Origin of the sequence: Streptomyces sp. NPDC046759 (genome assembly GCF_040645475.1) — a bacterium.
Classification (GTDB): Bacteria; Actinomycetota; Actinomycetes; order Streptomycetales; family Streptomycetaceae; genus Streptomyces.
In genome coordinates this window covers 229,282-246,140 of sequence record NZ_JBEYYJ010000010.1, presented here as the reverse complement: position 1 = coordinate 246,140, position 16,859 = coordinate 229,282, and the positions used below count along the sequence as shown (strand labels likewise).

Genomic DNA, 16,859 nt, shown 5'->3' with positions numbered 1-16,859 from the left:
CGCATGACGAGGGCCCCGGAACCGGCTGGGTTCCGGGGCCCTCGTCATGCGCGGAAGGGGAGCGGGGGCCGCACGACCGGCCACGGCGGCGCCGCGGACTCACGGCGGCAGGTCGCGGCGATCCCCGCGCAGCGCTACGCCTTGGTGAGGTCCTCGAGCTCCTCCTCGGGTTCGCGGCCCGGGGTGGGAAGGTTGAACTTCGTGATCGCGAAGCGGAAGACCACGTAGTAGACCACCGCGAAGGCGAGGCCGACGGGGATCAGCAGCCAGGGCTTGGAGGAGATGCCCCAGTTGATGAGGACGTCGGTCAGACCGGCCGAGAAGCTGAAGCCCATGTGCATGCCCAGCGCCCAGGTGACCGCCATCGACACAGCGGTGAGCACCGCGTGGATGGCGTAGAGCAGCGGGGCGATGAACATGAAGGAGAACTCGATCGGCTCGGTCACACCGGTGACGAACGAGGTCAGGGCCAGCGAGATCATCATGCCCAGGACCGCCTTGCGGCGCTCGGGACGGGCGGAGTGCGCCATGGCCAGGGCGGCGGCCGGCAGGCCGAACATCATGATCGGGAAGAAGCCGGTCATGAACATACCGGCGTGCGGGTCACCGGCGAAGAAGCGGGGCAGGTCGCCGTGGAAGACCGTGCCGGCGTGGTTGGTGTAGTCGCCGATCTGGAACCAGGCCACGGAGTTGACGAACTGGTGCATGCCGATCGGGATCAGCGCACGGTTGATGAGGCCGAAGAGGGCGGCACCGAAGGAACCGAGGCCGGTCATCCACTCGCCGAAGTTGGTGATCTGGTCACCGATGGGCTGCCAGCCGACGACCACCAGAACACCGAGCGCGGCGCCGACGACGGCGGTGATGATCGGCACCAGCCGGCGGCCGTTGAAGAAGCCGAGCCAGTCGACGAGCTTCTTGCGGTGGTAGCGCTGCCACAGCACGGCGGTCAGCAGACCGATGATGATGCCGCCGAGCACACCCGGGTTCTGGAAGGTGGCGGTCTGCGCGGCCTCGTGCCCCTTCTGCCAGAAGCCGCCGAAGGGGGCGACCGGGGTGTAGGTGGCGCCCTCGTGCCCGTCCTTGATGGGGAACTGGTGGATCACCGCGTAGTAGGTGAGGAAGGACACCACGGCGGCCAGCGCCGTCGAGCCGTCCGCCTTCTTGGCGAAGCCGATCGCCACGCCTATGCAGAACAGCAGCGGCAGACCGAACGAGCTGTCGAACAGGACGCCGCCGGCACCCGCGAACACCTTCGCGACGTTCGTGGGAAGGTGGAGTTTGTCCTGGACGTCCGGCTGGCCGAGACGCATCAGGATGCCCGCCGCCGGCAGCACGGCGATCGGGAGCTGCAGGCTGCGGCCGACCTTCTGCAGACCCTGGAACAGGCCGGATCCCCGCTTCTTCGCGGGAGCCGCCGTGGCTGTGGCGGTGCTCATGGTGGGTTCCTCCATCGGTGGTGGTCTACACCACTACTGGTGTAGACCTGTTGTACACGATGAAGGCGGGATAAAGGAACCACGAAATCCGCTACGAAAGGGCTACGCCCTGTGTGCCCTCAGACCTTGGTCACGTCCTCGACCTCGTCCTCCGCCTCACGGCCGGGAGTCCTCAGGTCGAACCTGGTGATGGCGAACCGGAAGACGGTGTAGTAGACCGCCGCGAAGCACAGGCCGATCGGGATGATCAGCCAGGGTTTCCTCGCCAGGTGCCAGTTGATGAGGTAGTCGATGAGCCCGGCGGAGAAACCGAAGCCGTCGTGCACCCCGAGCCCCCAGGTCACCGCCATCGACACACCGGTGAGCACCGCGTGGATCGCGTAGAGGAAGGGGGCGATGAACAGGAAGGAGTACTCGAGCGGCTCGGTGATGCCGGTGACGAACGACGTCAGCGCCACCGACAGCATCAGGCCGCCGACCTCCTTGCGGCGGTGCGGTTTGGCGCAGTGCGTGATCGCCAGCGCCGCGGCCGGCAGCGCGAACATCATGATCGGGAAGAAGCCCGAGGTGAACTGGCCCGCGTGCGGGTCGCCCTCCAGGAACATGGTGATGTCGCCGTGCACCACACGGCCGTCGGGCGTGGTGTAGCTGCCGAACTGGTACCAGATGGGCACGTTCAGGAACTGGTGCAGACCGATGACGAGCAGCGCGCGGTTGGTCACGCCGAACAGTCCCGCGCCCCAGGAGCCGGTGTCCCGCAGCCAGCGGCTGAAGCTCTCCAGGCCGTCGCCGACGGGCGGCCAGACCCACAGGCACAGGACCGCGAAGACGATGGCGACGAACGACATGATGATCGGCACCAGGCGGCGGCCGTTGAAGAAGCCGAGCCAGTCCACCAGTCTGGTGCGGTGGAAGCGGACCCAGAAGAAGGCCGTCAGAAGCCCCATCACGATGCCGCCGAAGACGCCGGGGTTCTGGAAGGTGAAGGCCGTCACCGATCCGTCCGCGACCTGGCAGCCGATCTGCGGAATCGTCTTCGAGCCGACGGGGCAGTCCGCGGGGAACTGGTGCAGTACGCCGTAGTAGACGAGGAAGCCCGCCACCGCCGCGAGCGCCGTCGAGCCGTCGGACTTCTTCGCCATGCCGATCGCGACGCCCACGCAGAACAGCAGCGGGAGCCCGAGAGAGCCGTCCAGCAGGGCGCTGCCCGCCCCTTTCATCACCTCGGCCACGGTGGTCCAGCCCAGGCCGCCCGCCCCGATCACGTCCGGCTGGGACAGCCCGATCAGCAGGCCCGCGGCGGGCAGTACCGCGATCGGCAGCTGCAGGCTGCGGCCCATCTTCTGCATGCCCTGGAACAGCCGGTGCCGGCGGGCCCGCGCGGGGTCGACCGTGCTCTCGGCGCTCATCGGCGTCCTCCCTGAACCGCGCGACCCGGGGGCGGTTTGGCGACCGTCCTGCGGGTGGTGTAGACCAGTCGACGGACGGTTCCGCTGTCGTGATCGCCATCATTGGGCACCCACGGCACGACCGCTCGCGAAGATGGGCCAACTGTGGGTTACTGCGACAAAGCGGTTCGGATCAGGGAGAAGGAACATGGCCAGCAAGGCTGAGAAGATCGTCGCCGGCCTCGGCGGCATCGACAACATCGAGGAGATCGAGGGCTGCATCACCCGGCTGCGCACCGAGGTGTCCGACCCCTCGCTGGTCGACGACGCCGCCCTGAAGGCCGCCGGCGCCCACGGCGTCGTGAAGATGGGCACCGCCGTCCAGGTCGTCATCGGCACCGACGCCGACCCGATCGCCGCGGAGATCGAAGACATGATGTGAGCCGACGGGCTCACCGGCAAGGGGCTCCCCGACTCGGGACGAGCCCCTTCCGTATGTACGGCTAGGCTCATCGGCATGTCTCGCATCGACGGCCGTACTCCCCAACAGCTCCGCCCGGTCACCATCGAACGCGGCTGGAGCAAGCACGCCGAAGGCTCCGTCCTCGTCTCCTTCGGCGACACCAAGGTGTTCTGCACCGCCTCCGTGACCGAGGGCGTCCCGCGCTGGCGCAAGGGCAGCGGCGAGGGGTGGGTCACCGCCGAGTACGCCATGCTGCCCCGCGCCACCAACACCCGCGGCGACCGGGAGTCCGTCAAGGGCAAGATCGGCGGCCGTACGCACGAGATCTCCCGGCTCATCGGCCGCTCCCTGCGTGCCGTCATCGACTACAAGGCACTCGGCGAGAACACCATCGTCCTCGACTGCGACGTCCTCCAGGCCGACGGCGGCACCCGCACCGCGGCGATCACCGGCGCGTACGTCGCCCTCGCCGACGCCGTCGCCTGGGCCCAGGGCAAGAAGCTGATCAAGGCCGGCCGGCAGCCGCTGACGGGAACCGTGAGCGCCGTCTCGGTCGGCATCGTCGGCGGCGTGCCGCTGCTCGACCTCTGCTACGAGGAGGACGTGCGCGCCGAGACCGACATGAACGTCGTCTGCACCGGCGACGGCCGCTTCGTCGAGGTCCAGGGCACCGCCGAGGCCGAACCCTTCGCCCGCGAGGAGCTGAACGCGCTGCTCGACCTCGCCGTCACCGGCTGCGCCGACCTGACCGCCCTCCAGCGCGCCGCCCTCGAGGCGACCCCCGCCGAGTAAAGGCAGCCTCAAGGGCGGTGGGTGCACCGACGCAACCCCCGCCCCCCTCCCGGCGTCCTACCGGTACGGGCGCACGGCCACCGCCGTGCGCTCGGCCAGTCGTACCAGGGGAGGAAGACCACCATGGCCGCCAGCCGACGCCGAGGCCGTCTCACCGTGGTCGTAGCGACCGCGGCGCTCGCCGCCGGACTCGTCAGCGGCTGCGGCACCGTCGGCAAGGCCCTGGACTGCGTACAGACCGCCGACTCCATCGCCGACAGCGTCACCGACCTGCAGCAGGCCGTGGAGAACGCCGCGGACGACCCGGCCCGGGCCGACTCCGCCCTCGACAGCATCCGGAAGAACCTGCGGAAGATCGGCGACAAGACCGACAACACCGACGTCAACAAGGCCGTCGACCACCTCGGCAGGGCCGTGGACCACGTCCGCACGGCGATCAGGAACGGCGACCGCACCCCGGACGTCAGCCCCGTCACCGACGCGGCCGGCGAACTGACCAAGGTGTGTACGAAGTAGGCCCACCACCTCCGACGGGGCCCGGCCGGGCAGGCGTCGAGGGGGGATGGCGCCCGGGAGGGCCGGGCACCATCATGGCTCCGGCGCCACGATCACCACCGCACGCCCGACCCACCGGCACCGCCCAGGCAGCATCCGCACGCCGCACTGACAGGCCGTACCCGCAGGCAGCATCAGCACGCCGCACCGCCAGGCCGTACCCGCAGGCAGCATCAGCACGCCGCACCGACAGGCAGCACCCACCGGCCCCACCCAAGGAGCGGACATCGCCATGACACCCAGCCGACACTTACGCCGAGGTTTCGTCACCGCTGTCACCGCCGCGGCGGCCGTCGCGCTCACCGTCGCCCTCACCACCGGCTGCGACGCCGCGCACAGGGCGCTGGACTGCGCGCGGACCGCCAACGCCGTCGCCGACGACGTCGGCAACCTCCAGAGCGCCGCACGGGACGCCGCGCTCGACCCGTCCAAGGCCGGCACCTACTTCGACCCCATCGAGAAGGACCTCGAGAAGATCGGCGACCAGCGCCACAACGTCGACGTCGGCAAGGCGGTCGACGACCTCGCCAAGGCCGTGGGGAACGTCCGTACGTCCGTGCAGAACGGCGACAGGGACCCGGACCTCACACCGGTCGGGAACGCGGCGGGCGAGCTGACCAAGGCCTGCACCCGCTGACCGCCGCGCCGCGGAGCACCCGGCGCTCAGGACCCGTCGTACCGCCGCCGCTCCCGCTCGTCGCGCCGTTCCTCGCGCCGCTCGCGCAGCAGCTCGTGCCGCTGCTCCCTGCGCTCGAGCTTCTCCTGGCGGCGCCGCTCCGTCAGCCGCTGCTGCTCGGCGCGGGTGACCTTGCGCGTCACGTCGACCCCGCCCCAGAAGGCGACCCCGCCGATGATCACGCGCGGAGCACCCGGCTCGGGCGACCCGTCGTCCCTGGGATGGTCGAAGCCGCCCATGATGCCGATGCCACGGACGACGACCTCGACGCCGGGCGGCACGATGACCTGCACACCGCCCATGATCGCCACGCAGTTGATCTCGACCTCGCGATCCGCGAAGTCGGCCTCCCGCAGGTCGATCTCGCCGCCGCCCCAGAAGGCGAAGCAGTTGAACTGCTTCGGCACGGTCCAGTGCCCCTTGCGCTGGAACCCCGACATGATGGCGACCGCGCCCGTCGAGGACCCCTGGCCGCCGACGATCCGGCCGGCCCAACTCCCGCCCGGTGCGGGCTCCTTGGTGAAGGACACGGCAGCGGGCGACGCCGCGGTACCGGCCGTCGGCAGGTCGCGGGTCAGCGGTGCCAGCTCGCCGTACGTGCGCGCCTTGTACAGCGCCTCCAGCCGCTCCTCGAACTCCTCCATGTCGAGCCGGCCCTCGGCCAGAGCGTCCCGCAGGACCTCGGCGACCCGTTCACGGTCGGCGTCGGACGCCCGGAGCTCCGGACTTGCGTCGTCGGTCATGGCAGAAGCCTACGAGACCGCCTTCTCCGCGTACATCTTCGCGATGACGGCCTCGATGTCCGGCTCCCGCACCGACAGGTCCACCAGCGGGTACTCCGCCGCGAGACGCGCGACGAGCGGCGCCGCCGACTGACCCGCCGGGAACGCCAGCCACTGGCGCGGCCCCTCCACCCGCACCACCCGCGCCGACGGCACCCGGACCGGCGGGAGTTCGCGTTCCAGGTCCACCACCAGGGTGCGTTCGCTCTCCCCGGCCTCGTGCAGCCCCGCCAGCGGGCCGTCGTACATCAGCCGGCCGTGGTCGATCACCATCACCCGCGAGCACAACTGCTCGATGTCCTGCAGATCGTGCGTGGTCAGCAGCACCGTCGTGCGGCGCTCGGCGTTCAACTCCCGCAGGAATCCACGCACCTTCGCCTTCGACACGACGTCCAGGCCGATCGTCGGCTCGTCCAGGTACAGCACCTCCGGGTCGTGCAGCAGGGCCGCCGCGATGTCCCCGCGCATGCGCTGCCCCAGCGAGAGCTGCCGTACCGGCACGTCCAGCAGGGCGGCCAGATCCAGGAGTTCCACCATCCGGTCCAGGTTCTCGCGGTAACGGCCCTCCGGGATCCGGTACATGCGGTGCGCCAGCCGGTAGGAGTCGATCAGCGGCAGGTCCCACCACAGGGTCGTGCGCTGCCCGAACACCACTCCGATCCGGTGCGCCAGCCGCCTGCGCTCGCGCGACGGGTCGATGCCCGCCACCCGCAGCCGGCCCGCGCTCGGCGTCAGGATGCCGGTCAGCATCTTGATCGTGGTCGACTTCCCGGCGCCGTTCGGCCCGATGTACCCGACCATCTCCCCGCGCGCCACGGTGAACGAGAGCGAGTCCACCGCCCGCACCTCGCGCCGCTCCCGCTTCAGGAACCCGGTCTTCCTGCGTACCTCGAAGACCTTCTCGACCCGCTCCAGTGTGATGAAGCCGGCGTCGAAGTCCGCGATCACATCAGTCACGCTAACTCCCTGTGCTCCGGTACGAACGAAGTCCCGCCCGCCAGGCCAGCCCCGCCAGCGCACAGCACCCCACCGCCACCAGCGGCGAGGCGAACGCCGTCCACCGCGGCAGCCCCAGCGGATACGGCCGCCCCAGCACGTACGTCGCGGGCAGCCAGTTGACGAAGGCCAGCGGCAGCACGAACGTCACCCCGCGCACCAGGTCCTTCGCGAAGACCGTCGGCGGGTACTGCAGCAGCGCCGTGCCGCCGTAGGTGAAGGCGTTCTGCACCTCGGAGGCGTCCTGCACCAGGAACTGGAAGGCGGCCCCCGCCACGAACACCGCACAGAAGATTGCGCAGCCGCTTACCACGATCACCGGCATCAGCAGCAGCTTCAGCGGCGTCCAGCCGATGTCGAGCCGGACGACCGCCCATCCCAGCACCAGCAGCCCCTGCGTCACCCGGCCCAGCCGCCGGAGCGCGAACCGGTCGGCCGCCATCTGCGCCAGCACCGGCGCCGGACGCACCAGCAGCGTGTCCAGCGTGCCGTCGCGCACCCGGCGCCCCAGCCGCTCCATCGACCCGATCACCAGGTCGGCAAGGCCGAAGGCCGTACCGGACAGGCCGTAGAGGAAGGCCACCTCGGGCAACGACCAGCCGCCCAGGGCGTCCACCCGGGAGAACATCAGCATGATCGCCACGAAGTCGAAGAAGGTCGTCGCGAAGCTGCCGAACGTGGTCATCGCGAACGAGGCGCGATAGGCCATCGTGGACCGCACCCACATCCCGGCGATCATCAGATACGTTCGTACGCCCTCCCGCACCCGGCCGGTGCCCGCCTCACCCACCCTGGACCACCACCCGCCGCGTCGCCGCCGACTGCATCAGCCGCCCGGCGCCCAGCAGCACCACCGCCCAGGCCCCCTGGAACACGTACGTGCCCAGCGGATCACCGTGGCCCAGCAGGATCTGGGCCGGCGCCTGGAGCAGCGAGGACCAGGGCAGGGCCCGTACGACCTCGCCGAGCGTCCCCGGGAAGATGTTCAGCGGCAGCAGCATGCCCGAGCAGAAGTAGCCGACCAGCCACGACATCTGCGTCACACCCGTGCCGTCCAGGAACCAGAACGTGCTGAGCGCCACCAGATACCGGATCCCGAAGCCGACGAGCATCGCGAGCAGCACGGCGACGAAGAAGGCGACCCAGGTGCCGGCGTCCGTCGGCAAGTACGCCGGAAAGCACAGAGCCCCGAAGGCGAAGGGGATCAGCCCCCGCCCCAGCAGCTGGAAGAACGCCCGGCCCAGGTCCGTCGCCAGCCACCACAGCTGCAGATCGGCCGGCCGGTACAGGTCGGTCGCCACGTCCCCCGTACGGATGCGTTCCATCAACTCGTTCTCGACGCCCCCGCCGCCGATCGCGAGCGTCGCCAGGAACGCCTGGCCCAGCCACACGTACGTCACGACCTGCGCCTGGTCCCAGCCCCCGAGGTGCGGCCGCTCGTCCCACAGCGCGCGATACGTGTAGACGAGGATCAGCCCGAAGGCCGTGTTCGTGAACACCCCTGCCGCAGTGGCGGCCCGATACGTCGCGTACCGTCTGAATCCCCCCACCGCGACGGCCACGTACAACCGTCCCGCGCCCACGCCAGTCAACCTCCCGGGACCGCTCGACACCGAAGCGCAGGAGCCTAGTCCCGGAGCCCGGCGGCCGGCCACGGATTATCCGTGCCGGAAGAGTGCCGGAAGCCGGGAACGGAACGCCAGGTGCGAGAGTCTTCAAACTGGGGGCGCAGAAGCGTACGAGGCGTACGGGAACGTACGACGCGAAACAGGAGTCCGTGCACGACATGAGCGACGAGCCGCAGCCGCAGCAGCCGAACGAAGGCGAGCCGCCGAGAGAGCCGCTGCCGGCTGAAGGGCCCGGTGATCCCGGGGGCCGCGAGGAGACGCCGCCCGCCACGGTCACGGGGACCGGCAAGCCGACACAGCCCGAGGACACCGGCCGGCCGGCCGGCTCCGAGGGGTCCGGCACCCCGGGCAAGGACGGCGGTGAGACCCGTTCGGCCGAGCTGGGCCGAACGGGTGACCGTGCGTCGTCCGAGAACCCGGCGACCCCGGCGGCGCGGCCGGCTTCGGCGGAGCGGTCCACCTCGGCAGAGCGGGCGACCGTGGACCGGACGGTGTCCATGGCCCGGGCCCGCCAGGCGGCCCAGGGTGGCCGCAGCGAGCGGCAGAGGACTTCGGCGGCCGGCGGGGGCGCGGCTTCCGGCGCGGCTCCGACGGGTGCCGGCACCGGTCGGCCGACGGCCTCTGCGGGGCCGGCGTCCGGTGGGGGCAGGGGCGCCGGTGAGGCTTCCGTGGCTGGCGGGGGCTCACCCTCCGATGGAGCCTCGCGCTCCGCTGGGGGGTCGGCGTCCGGTGGGGCCTCGGGCTCTGCTGCGGGGTCGGCGTCCGGAGGGGCTTCTCGCTCCGCTGCGGGCTCGGCTTCCGGCGGTGGGCCGGCGTCTGGGGCTTCTCGCTCCGCTGGGGCCTCGGGCTCTGCTGGGGGCTCGGGCTCCGCTGGGGGCTCGGGCTCTGCTGAGGGTTCGGGGTCCGCTGGGGCAGGCGGCTCCGGTGGGGGTTCCGTGGCTGACGGGACCTCCGTTTCGGGCGGTGCTGAGGGTGATGCTTCAGCGGCACGTGGGGGCCGTGCGTCCGCTGAGGCCTCTCGGCCCGCTGGGGCGTCCGGTGGGGGCAGGGGCGACGGTGAGGCTTCCGTGGCTGGCGGGGGCTCACCCTCCGATGGAGCCTCGCGCTCCGCTGCGGGCTCGGCTTCCCGCGGTGCGCCGGCGTCCCAGGAGGCCGATCCGGCCGGCCGGCGGCATGACGGGTCCGGGAAGGCGCAGGTGCCGGGGGCCCGGGGCGGCTCCGAGCAGGCGCAGTCGGCCGAGAGCACGCAGGTGCTCCGGCGGGTCACGCCGCCCCGGGCGTCCCAGGAGGACCGGTCCGGCACGTCGGCCGGCGACGCCGGTGGGACGGGGGCACCGGAGACCACCCAGGTCCTCCGGCGGGTCAACGCATCCCGACCGGCCGAGCCCGGCGAGCCCGCCGGGCCCGACGCCACCGGCGGTACATCCCCGGTGACCGGATCGAACGCCGCCGGCCGAACCTCTCGTACCACCGCTCCCGGCTCCGTCCCCGGGCCCGCACGCCCCGGCGGCGGGGCGAACCGCGCCACCCAGGCGGCCGGAGCGGCCGCAGCGGTCGGCGCCGCCGCCGGTGCCGCGAGCGCCGCAGGCCAGGCGTCCCAGGCCGGCCCCGCCGGCGCCGCAGCCGCGCTCGGCGCGGCCGGAGCAGCCACCCGCGGCCCCGGCGGCGGCCCCCGGACCGGCACCGGCACCACCGGCACCGGCACCACCGGCACCGGCACGAACGCCCGCTCCGCCACCGGCCCCACCACCGCATCCCCCTCCGAGAAGGACACCGGCCTCCTCGCGGACACCCCCGGCGGCCCTCAGCCCGCCGGAGGCGAAGGCAACGGGAAGAAGACCAAGCGGCCCAAGCGCACCGGGTGGCGGCGGATCGTCCCCACCTGGCGCATGCTGCTCGGCACCTTCATCGTCGGCGTGCTTCTGCTCATCGGCCTCTTCTTCCTCGGCTACTCGCTGGTGAAGATCCCCCCGGCCAACGCCTTGGCCACCAAGCAGGCCAACGTCTACCTCTACGCCGACGGCTCCCAGATCGCCCGCGACGGCCAGATCAACCGGGAGAACGTCAGCCTCGCCCAGGTCTCCAAGGACGCGCAGCACGCCGTACTGGCCGCCGAGGACCGCGACTTCTACAGTGAGTCGGCCGTCGACCCCGCCGCGATGCTCCGCGCCGCCTGGAACACCGCGACCGGCAAGGGCAAGCAGTCCGGCTCGACGATCACCCAGCAGTACGTGAAGAACTACTACCTGGGCCAGGAGCAGACGGTCACCCGCAAGGCCAAGGAGTTCTTCATCTCGATCAAGCTGGACCGCAACAAGACCAAAGACGAGATCCTCGAGGGCTACCTCAACACCAGCTACTTCGGCCGCAACGCCTACGGCATCCAGTCCGCGGCCCAGGCCTACTACGGCGTCGACGCCAAGGACCTCGACCCGGCCCGCGCCGCCTACCTCGCCGCCCTCGTCAACGCGCCCAGCGAGTACGACGTCGTGGCCCACCCCGAGAACAAGGCCGCGGCCGTCGCCCGCTGGAACTACGTCCTGGACGGCATGGTCAAGAAGGGCTGGCTCAGCCCGTCCAGCCGCGCCGGCATGAAGTTCCCCATGCCGAAGGAACAGACGGTCTCCACCGGCCTGTCCGGCCAGCGCGGCTACCTCGTGGAGGCGGTCAAGCACTACCTGACCACCAACAACATCCTCACCGACGACCAGCTCACGGCCGGTGGCTACCGGATCACCACCACCATCCAGAAGAACAGGCAGGACGCCTTCGTCAAGGCCGTGAACGACCAGCTGATCTCCAAGCTGGACAAGAAGAACAACAAGGCCGACCGCTACGTCCGCGCGGGCGGCGCCTCCGTCGACCCGAAGACCGGCAAGGTCGTCGCCATGTACGGCGGCATCGACTACGTGAAGCAGTACACCAACGGCGCGACCCGCGGCGACTTCCAGGTCGGCTCCACCTTCAAGCCCTTCGTCTTCACCTCGGCGGTGCAGAACGGCTCGTCCACCCAGGACGGCCGCACCATCACCCCGAACACCGTGTACGACGGCACCAACGAGCGCCCCGTACAGGGCTGGAGCGGCGGCGCCTACGCCCCGCAGAACGAGGACCAGAAGTCGTACGGCCAGATCACCGTCACCAAGGCGACGGACCTGTCCGTCAACGCCGTCTACGCGCAGATGGCGGTCGACGTCGGCCCCTCCAAGGTCAAGCAGACCGCGATCGACCTCGGCGTCCCCTCCGACACCCCGGACCTCCAGCCGTACCCGTCCATCGCCCTCGGCACCGCCACCGCCAGCGTCCTGGACATGGCGGAGTCCTACGCGACGCTCGCCAACCACGGCAAGCACGGCGCCTACACCCTGATCGACAAGATCACCAAGGACAACTCCGAGGACGTCAGGCTGCCCGACCAGGAGGTCAAGCAGGCCGTCAGCCGCGAGGCCGCCGACACCACCACCTCGATCCTGCGGAGCGTGGTCGACAACGGCACCGCCACCGCCGCGCAGAACGCGGGCCGTCCGGCGGCCGGCAAGACCGGTACCGCCGAGAACGACACGGCCGCCTGGTTCGCCGGTTACACCCCCGACCTGGCCACGGTGGTCTCCGTGATGGGCCAGGACCCGGTGACGGCCAAGCACATGCCGCTGTACGGCGCCCTCGGCCAGGCCCGCATCAACGGCGGCGGCCCGCCGACCCAGATCTGGGCCCAGTACACGCACGACGCTCTGCAGGGCACGCCGTCCTCGGACTTCGACCTGCAGCTGCAGCAGGGAGCCGACCAGCCGCAGCCGCCCAGCGCCACCGGCTCGGCCCAGCCGGGCACGACCGGTGAACAGAACAACGGCGGCACCACCGGCACCCCGACGAACGGCGGTGCGACCACCAGCCCGACCGTCGGCGGCACCACCGGCACCCCGACGAACGGCGGCCCGACCACCGGCGGCGACACGAACACCACCGGCGGCGACGCGACCGGCGGCAACACGAACACCACCGGTGGTGACGCCACGGGCGGAGGCGTGAACGGCGGCGGAGATCCCACGGGCGGCGGCACCAACGGCGGCGGCACCGACGGGGGCGGCACAGCCACCGGCGGCGGGACCGACGGCGGAGGAGTCACCGTCGGCACGGCCGCCGGCGCCCAAGGAGGCGACCCCGGCGCCTGACGGCCCAGTGACGCCCCCATGACTCCTCAGTGACCGCTGGTCGCCTTCAGCCCCACCACGGCGACCAGCAGCAGGCACACGAAGAAGATCCGGGCGGCGGTGACCGGCTCACCCAGCACCACCATGCCGAGCACCGCCGCCCCGGCCGCCCCGATGCCCACCCACACGCCGTACGCCGTGCCGATGGGCAGCGACTTGGCGGCATACGACAGCAGCACCATGCTGGCGACGATCCCGGCCCCGGTGAACAGACTGGGAACCAGCCGGCTGAAGCCCTCGCTGTACTTCATCCCGATCGACCAGCCCACCTCGAGCAGACCGGCGACGACAAGCAGGACCCAGGCCACGACGAACACCTCCGGAAGACATCTCTGAACGGGGGTGCGTCGTCTTTGCCTGAGGGTCGGGGATCCCGGTACGGCGCGTCTCGTCGGGCTGGCCCTCCCGAACCTAGCAAAGACACGGAAAAGGGCTGGTGACGACGGTCACCAGCCCTTTTCCGGGCGCTGAGTCGGATCAGCGGCGCATCACAGGTACAGGCCGGTGGAGTCCTCCGACCCCTCGAAGCGGTCCGCGGCGACGGCGTGCAGATCCCGCTCGCGCATGAGCACGTAGGCCACGCCCCGCACCTCGACCTCGGCCCGGTCCTCCGGATCGAACAGAACCCGGTCACCCGGTTCCACGGTCCGTACGTTCTGCCCGACCGCGACGACCTCGGCCCAGGCCAGCCGCCGTCCGACCGCAGCGGTGGCCGGAATCAGAATGCCGCCGCCGGACCGCCGCTCGCCCTCGCCCGTCTCCTGCTTGACCAGAACCCGGTCGTGCAGCATCCGGATGGGAAGCTTGTCGTGCCGGGGGGTGCTGTGCTCGTTTCTGTTGGCGCTCACGTCTCGAACCTACCTGCCTTCGCCGTGCTCGTCCCCGCCCGGGTCAGCCCTTGCGCCGCTTCCTGCCCACGGCGAGCAGCCCGACGACACCCACGGCGAGCAGCGCCACGGGCACGACCCGCTCCATCCGGGGCCGGCCCTCCTCGTCGACGAACTGGGCCCGCACCTCACTCACCACCCGGTTGACCTGGACGTACGCCCGGCCGACCGTGTGATCGAGATTGGCGACGACCTTGGCCTTCGCATCCCCGATGATCGTCTGCGGGTGCACCCGCACCCCGATCTCGTCGAGCGTCTCGGCCAGCACCTCGCGGCGGCGCTTGATGTCCGCCTCGATCTGCGCCGGGGTTCTCGTGTCCGACGTCTCCGCCACCGTACGGCCTCCGAAATCTCCTGATGCTGTTCCGGACAGTCTGTCAGCTTCTCCTCGCGGTGCACCGCAAGGCCCCCCGGTTACGCTGGCCCGATGAGCGAGCGACTCCAGCCGGGGGACGTGGCCCCCGCCTTCACCCTCCCGGATGCCGACGGCACCGAGGTGTCCCTTTCCGCCCACAAAGGCCGCAAGGTCATCGTCTACTTCTACCCGGCCGCCCTGACCCCAGGCTGCACCAAGCAGGCCTGCGACTTCACGGACAACCTGGAGCTCCTGGCGGGCGCCGGCTACGACGTCATCGGCATCTCCCCGGACGCCCCGGAGAAGCTGGCGAAGTTCCGCGAGAAGGAGTCCCTGAAGGTCACCCTGCTCGCCGACCCGGACAAGAAGGTCACCGAGGCCTACGGCGCCTACGGCGAGAAGAAGAACTACGGCAAGACCTACATGGGCGTCATCCGCTCCACGATCGTCGTCGACGAGGAGGGCAAGGTCGAACGAGCCCTCTACAACGTCCGCGCGACCGGCCACGTGGCAAAGATCATCAAGGATCTGGGTATCTGACCGTCGGGCCCCGCTGCCCGGCCGCTAGCATGGCCGGGCAGTACCACGCGGCCGTGGTGGAATTGGCAGTCACGCTGGGTTTAGGTCCCAGTGGGGTAACTCCCGTGAGGGTTCGAGTCCCTCCGGCCGCACGAGAGTTCAGCCGAGCAGCTCCCGCACCACCGGCACCAGCGCCCGGAACGCCACCCCCCGATGGCTGATCGCGTTCTTCTCCTCCGGGCTGAGCTCGGCGCACGTCCGCGTCTCGCCCTCCGGCTGGAGGATCGGGTCGTAGCCGAAGCCGTTGGTGCCCGCCGGGGCGTGCCGCAGGGTGCCTCGCAGCTGCCCCTCGACCACCCGTTCCCTGCCGTCCGGCAGTGCGAGCGCCGCCGCGCAGGCGAAGTGGGCGCCCCGGTGCTCCTCCGTGATGTCGGAGAGCTGGGCGAGGAGGAGGTCGAGGTTGGCCTTGTCGTCGCCGTGGCGTCCGGCCCAGCGGGCGGAGAAGATGCCGGGGGCGCCGTTCAGGACGTCGACGCAGAGGCCGGAGTCGTCGGCGACGGCCGGCAGGCCGGTGGCCTGGGCGAGGGCGTGGGCCTTGAGCAGGGCGTTCTCGGCGAAGGTGACGCCGGTCTCCTTGACGTCGGGGATCTCCGGAAAGGCGTCCGCGCCGACGAGTTCGTGGCTGAGTCCGGCCTCGGCGAGGATCGCCCTCAGCTCGGTGATCTTTCCGGTATTGCGGGTGGCGAGGATCAAGCGGGTCATGCCCGCCAGTATTCCCCGCCCCCGGATCGGCGGTCCGCCCGCCCCGCTACAGCTCCGCCTGCCCCGCGCCCCTGAGCGCGCTCAGGTCGAAGACCTGGGCCATCCGGCTGAAGCCCAGGTCGCTGGGGTGCAGGTGGTCGCCGGAGTCGTAGTCGGGGAGCAGCCGGCGCGGGTCGTAGGGGTCGCGCAGGGCCTTGTCGAAGTCCACGACGGCGTCGTAGACCCGCTCGGCGCGGATCCGGGCGTTGATCTGCTGCCGTACCGCCTCGCGGGCCGGGGTCCAGCCGCGGTGGCCCCGGAAGGGCGTCAGCGTGGCGCCGACGACCTTCAGGCCGCGGGCGTGTGCCTCGCGGACCAGGGTGCGCAGGCCGGCGGTGATCCTGTTGGGGTCGGCGAGTCCCGGGTTGCGCAGGATGTCGTTGATGCCGAGGTCGATGACGACGACCTTGAGGTTCGGGTGGGAGAGCGCGTCGCGGCCGAAGCGGCCGAGGCCGCTCTGGTTCTCGGCGGGCCGGCCGAGTCCGTCGGCGAGGACCTGGTTGCCGCTGATGCCCTCGTTGACGACGCTGTAGCGCGGCAGGTGCTGGCCGCCCTCGATCGCGGTGCGCAGGCGGCGCGCGAGGATGTCGGGCCAGCGGTGGTTGGCGCCCGTGGTGGAGGTGATGCCGTCGGTGATGGAGTCGCCGAAGACGGCGACGGTGCCGTCGGCCTCGTTGCTGAGGACGTCCAGACTCGTCAAGTACCGCCAGTAGGGCGTCTGTTGGGTGTAGGGGGTGCCGGTGGCGTCCTCGGTGCGGTCGCCGGCCGCGACGTAGGAGATCTGCCGGGCGTGCGGGTGGTAGGTGACCGGGCCGGACGGGGTGGGGGAGTAGGTGGTGACCAGGACGTCGCTGTCGTGCGGGAGGGCGAGGTGCACGGCGTCGCTGACGATCTGTTCGCCGGCCGGTATGACCACGGTGGTGGAGCCGTCGAAGGTGAGCCGGCGCATGGAGTCCGGGTCGGCCGCCGCGGTGCCGTCGCCCGCGGAGAGCGCGATCGAGGCGTGGGTGATGGTCAGCGGGGTCTGGCCGTAGAGGTTGGACAGCGTGATCCGGGCGCTGGTGCCGCCGGGGCCGGTGTGGACGACGTTGCGCACCGAGCGGCCCGTGAGGCCTTCCGTCCCGGTGCCGGGTTCGCCGCCCACGGGGGAGGCGGACCAGGCGCCGACCCAGGTGCCGGTGGAGGCGGGGGCGACGGAGGCGCCGTGGTGGGGGCGGTCGTCGGTGAGGGCGCCGTGCGGGGTGCCGTCGCCGGACACCGTGGTGAGGTAGATGGCGGCGGACACGGCCAGGACCAGTGCGACGAGCGCACTCAGTACCGCATAACCACGACGTCTGGTCACGCTTGTGTTGTTCTCCTCGAGGATG

17 protein-coding genes and 1 tRNA gene are annotated in these 16,859 nt (G+C 71.0%); 7 read left to right on the top strand and 11 right to left on the bottom strand.

All coding sequences use genetic code 11. The features are described 5' to 3' along the window. Positions 1–134: 134 nt before the first annotated feature. On the bottom strand, positions 135–1,439 hold the full coding sequence (locus tag ABZ919_RS16730) for a PTS transporter subunit EIIC (protein ID WP_361248015.1): 1,305 nt from the start codon (positions 1,437–1,439) through the stop codon (positions 135–137). A gap of 119 nt (positions 1,440–1,558) precedes the next feature. Further along, a complete protein-coding gene (locus ABZ919_RS16725; RefSeq protein WP_361248013.1) occupies positions 1,559–2,848 on the bottom strand; it encodes a PTS transporter subunit EIIC in 1,290 nt (429 codons plus the stop codon). 187 nt (positions 2,849–3,035) lie between these two features. Between ABZ919_RS16725 and ABZ919_RS16720 the strand changes: the two genes are divergently transcribed. The 4 genes from ABZ919_RS16720 (at position 3,036) to ABZ919_RS16705 (ending at position 5,274) form a co-directional block, all read left to right on the top strand. Next, positions 3,036–3,269, top strand: a complete 234-nt coding sequence (locus tag ABZ919_RS16720) for a PTS glucose/sucrose transporter subunit IIB (RefSeq protein ID WP_361248011.1) — start codon at positions 3,036–3,038, stop codon at positions 3,267–3,269. A gap of 75 nt (positions 3,270–3,344) precedes the next feature. Further along, positions 3,345–4,082, top strand: coding sequence for a ribonuclease PH (gene rph, locus ABZ919_RS16715; RefSeq protein WP_361248009.1), 738 nt, complete (start codon positions 3,345–3,347; stop codon positions 4,080–4,082). A 123-nt stretch (positions 4,083–4,205) separates the two neighbouring features. Then, positions 4,206–4,598, top strand: a complete 393-nt coding sequence (locus ABZ919_RS16710; RefSeq protein WP_361248008.1) for a hypothetical protein — start codon at positions 4,206–4,208, stop codon at positions 4,596–4,598. Positions 4,599–4,869: 271 nt separating this feature from the next. Next, complete coding sequence (locus ABZ919_RS16705) at positions 4,870–5,274, top strand: hypothetical protein (RefSeq protein ID WP_361248006.1); 405 nt, start codon at positions 4,870–4,872, stop codon at positions 5,272–5,274. Positions 5,275–5,300: 26 nt separating this feature from the next. Here the strand turns inward: ABZ919_RS16705 and ABZ919_RS16700 are convergent, their stop codons facing one another. The 4 genes from ABZ919_RS16700 to ABZ919_RS16685 are packed head-to-tail and all read right to left on the bottom strand — an operon-like array spanning position 5,301 to position 8,674. Beyond that, positions 5,301–6,056 (bottom strand): DUF1707 domain-containing protein, encoded by a 756-nt coding sequence (locus ABZ919_RS16700; protein ID WP_361248004.1) that lies wholly within the window; start codon positions 6,054–6,056, stop codon positions 5,301–5,303. 9 nt (positions 6,057–6,065) lie between these two features. Then, positions 6,066–7,052: an ATP-binding cassette domain-containing protein gene (locus tag ABZ919_RS16695; protein ID WP_361248002.1), complete on the bottom strand. Its 987-nt coding sequence runs from the start codon at positions 7,050–7,052 to the stop codon at positions 6,066–6,068. Position 7,053: 1 nt separating this feature from the next. After that, positions 7,054–7,830 carry an ABC transporter permease gene (locus ABZ919_RS16690; protein WP_361248033.1) on the bottom strand — a complete coding sequence of 259 codons (777 nt, stop codon included), beginning with the start codon at positions 7,828–7,830 and terminating at the stop codon, positions 7,054–7,056. A gap of 43 nt (positions 7,831–7,873) precedes the next feature. Next, positions 7,874–8,674, bottom strand: coding sequence for an ABC-2 family transporter protein (locus tag ABZ919_RS16685; protein ID WP_361248000.1), 801 nt, complete (start codon positions 8,672–8,674; stop codon positions 7,874–7,876). A 1,241-nt stretch (positions 8,675–9,915) separates the two neighbouring features. Between ABZ919_RS16685 and ABZ919_RS16680 the strand changes: the two genes are divergently transcribed. After that, the gene (locus ABZ919_RS16680; RefSeq protein WP_361247998.1) at positions 9,916–12,891 is read left to right on the top strand and encodes a transglycosylase domain-containing protein; all 2,976 of its coding nucleotides are present in this window, start codon (positions 9,916–9,918) and stop codon (positions 12,889–12,891) included. Positions 12,892–12,917: 26 nt separating this feature from the next. Here ABZ919_RS16680 and ABZ919_RS16675 read toward each other — a convergent pair whose 3' ends face one another. The 3 genes from ABZ919_RS16675 to ABZ919_RS16665 form a co-directional block, all read right to left on the bottom strand. Next, on the bottom strand, positions 12,918–13,238 hold the full coding sequence (locus tag ABZ919_RS16675; protein WP_361247997.1) for a multidrug efflux SMR transporter: 321 nt from the start codon (positions 13,236–13,238) through the stop codon (positions 12,918–12,920). A gap of 180 nt (positions 13,239–13,418) precedes the next feature. Then, positions 13,419–13,778, bottom strand: coding sequence for a co-chaperone GroES (locus tag ABZ919_RS16670; RefSeq protein WP_361247995.1), 360 nt, complete (start codon positions 13,776–13,778; stop codon positions 13,419–13,421). 43 nt (positions 13,779–13,821) lie between these two features. Beyond that, on the bottom strand, positions 13,822–14,151 hold the full coding sequence (locus ABZ919_RS16665) for a DUF3618 domain-containing protein (RefSeq protein WP_361247994.1): 330 nt from the start codon (positions 14,149–14,151) through the stop codon (positions 13,822–13,824). A 93-nt stretch (positions 14,152–14,244) separates the two neighbouring features. On the opposite strand from ABZ919_RS16665, the gene bcp reads away from it, so the two are divergent. Beyond that, complete coding sequence (bcp, locus tag ABZ919_RS16660) at positions 14,245–14,712, top strand: thioredoxin-dependent thiol peroxidase (RefSeq protein WP_361247992.1); 468 nt, start codon at positions 14,245–14,247, stop codon at positions 14,710–14,712. A 47-nt stretch (positions 14,713–14,759) separates the two neighbouring features. Then, positions 14,760–14,843, top strand: a tRNA-Leu gene (locus ABZ919_RS16655). Between the two features lie 7 nt (positions 14,844–14,850). Here the strand turns inward: ABZ919_RS16655 and rdgB are convergent. After that, positions 14,851–15,453 carry an RdgB/HAM1 family non-canonical purine NTP pyrophosphatase gene (gene rdgB, locus ABZ919_RS16650; protein WP_361247990.1) on the bottom strand — a complete coding sequence of 201 codons (603 nt, stop codon included), beginning with the start codon at positions 15,451–15,453 and terminating at the stop codon, positions 14,851–14,853. Positions 15,454–15,499: 46 nt separating this feature from the next. Further along, positions 15,500–16,834, bottom strand: coding sequence for an SGNH/GDSL hydrolase family protein (locus tag ABZ919_RS16645; protein WP_361247988.1), 1,335 nt, complete (start codon positions 16,832–16,834; stop codon positions 15,500–15,502). Between the last annotated feature and the right edge of the window lie 25 nt (positions 16,835–16,859).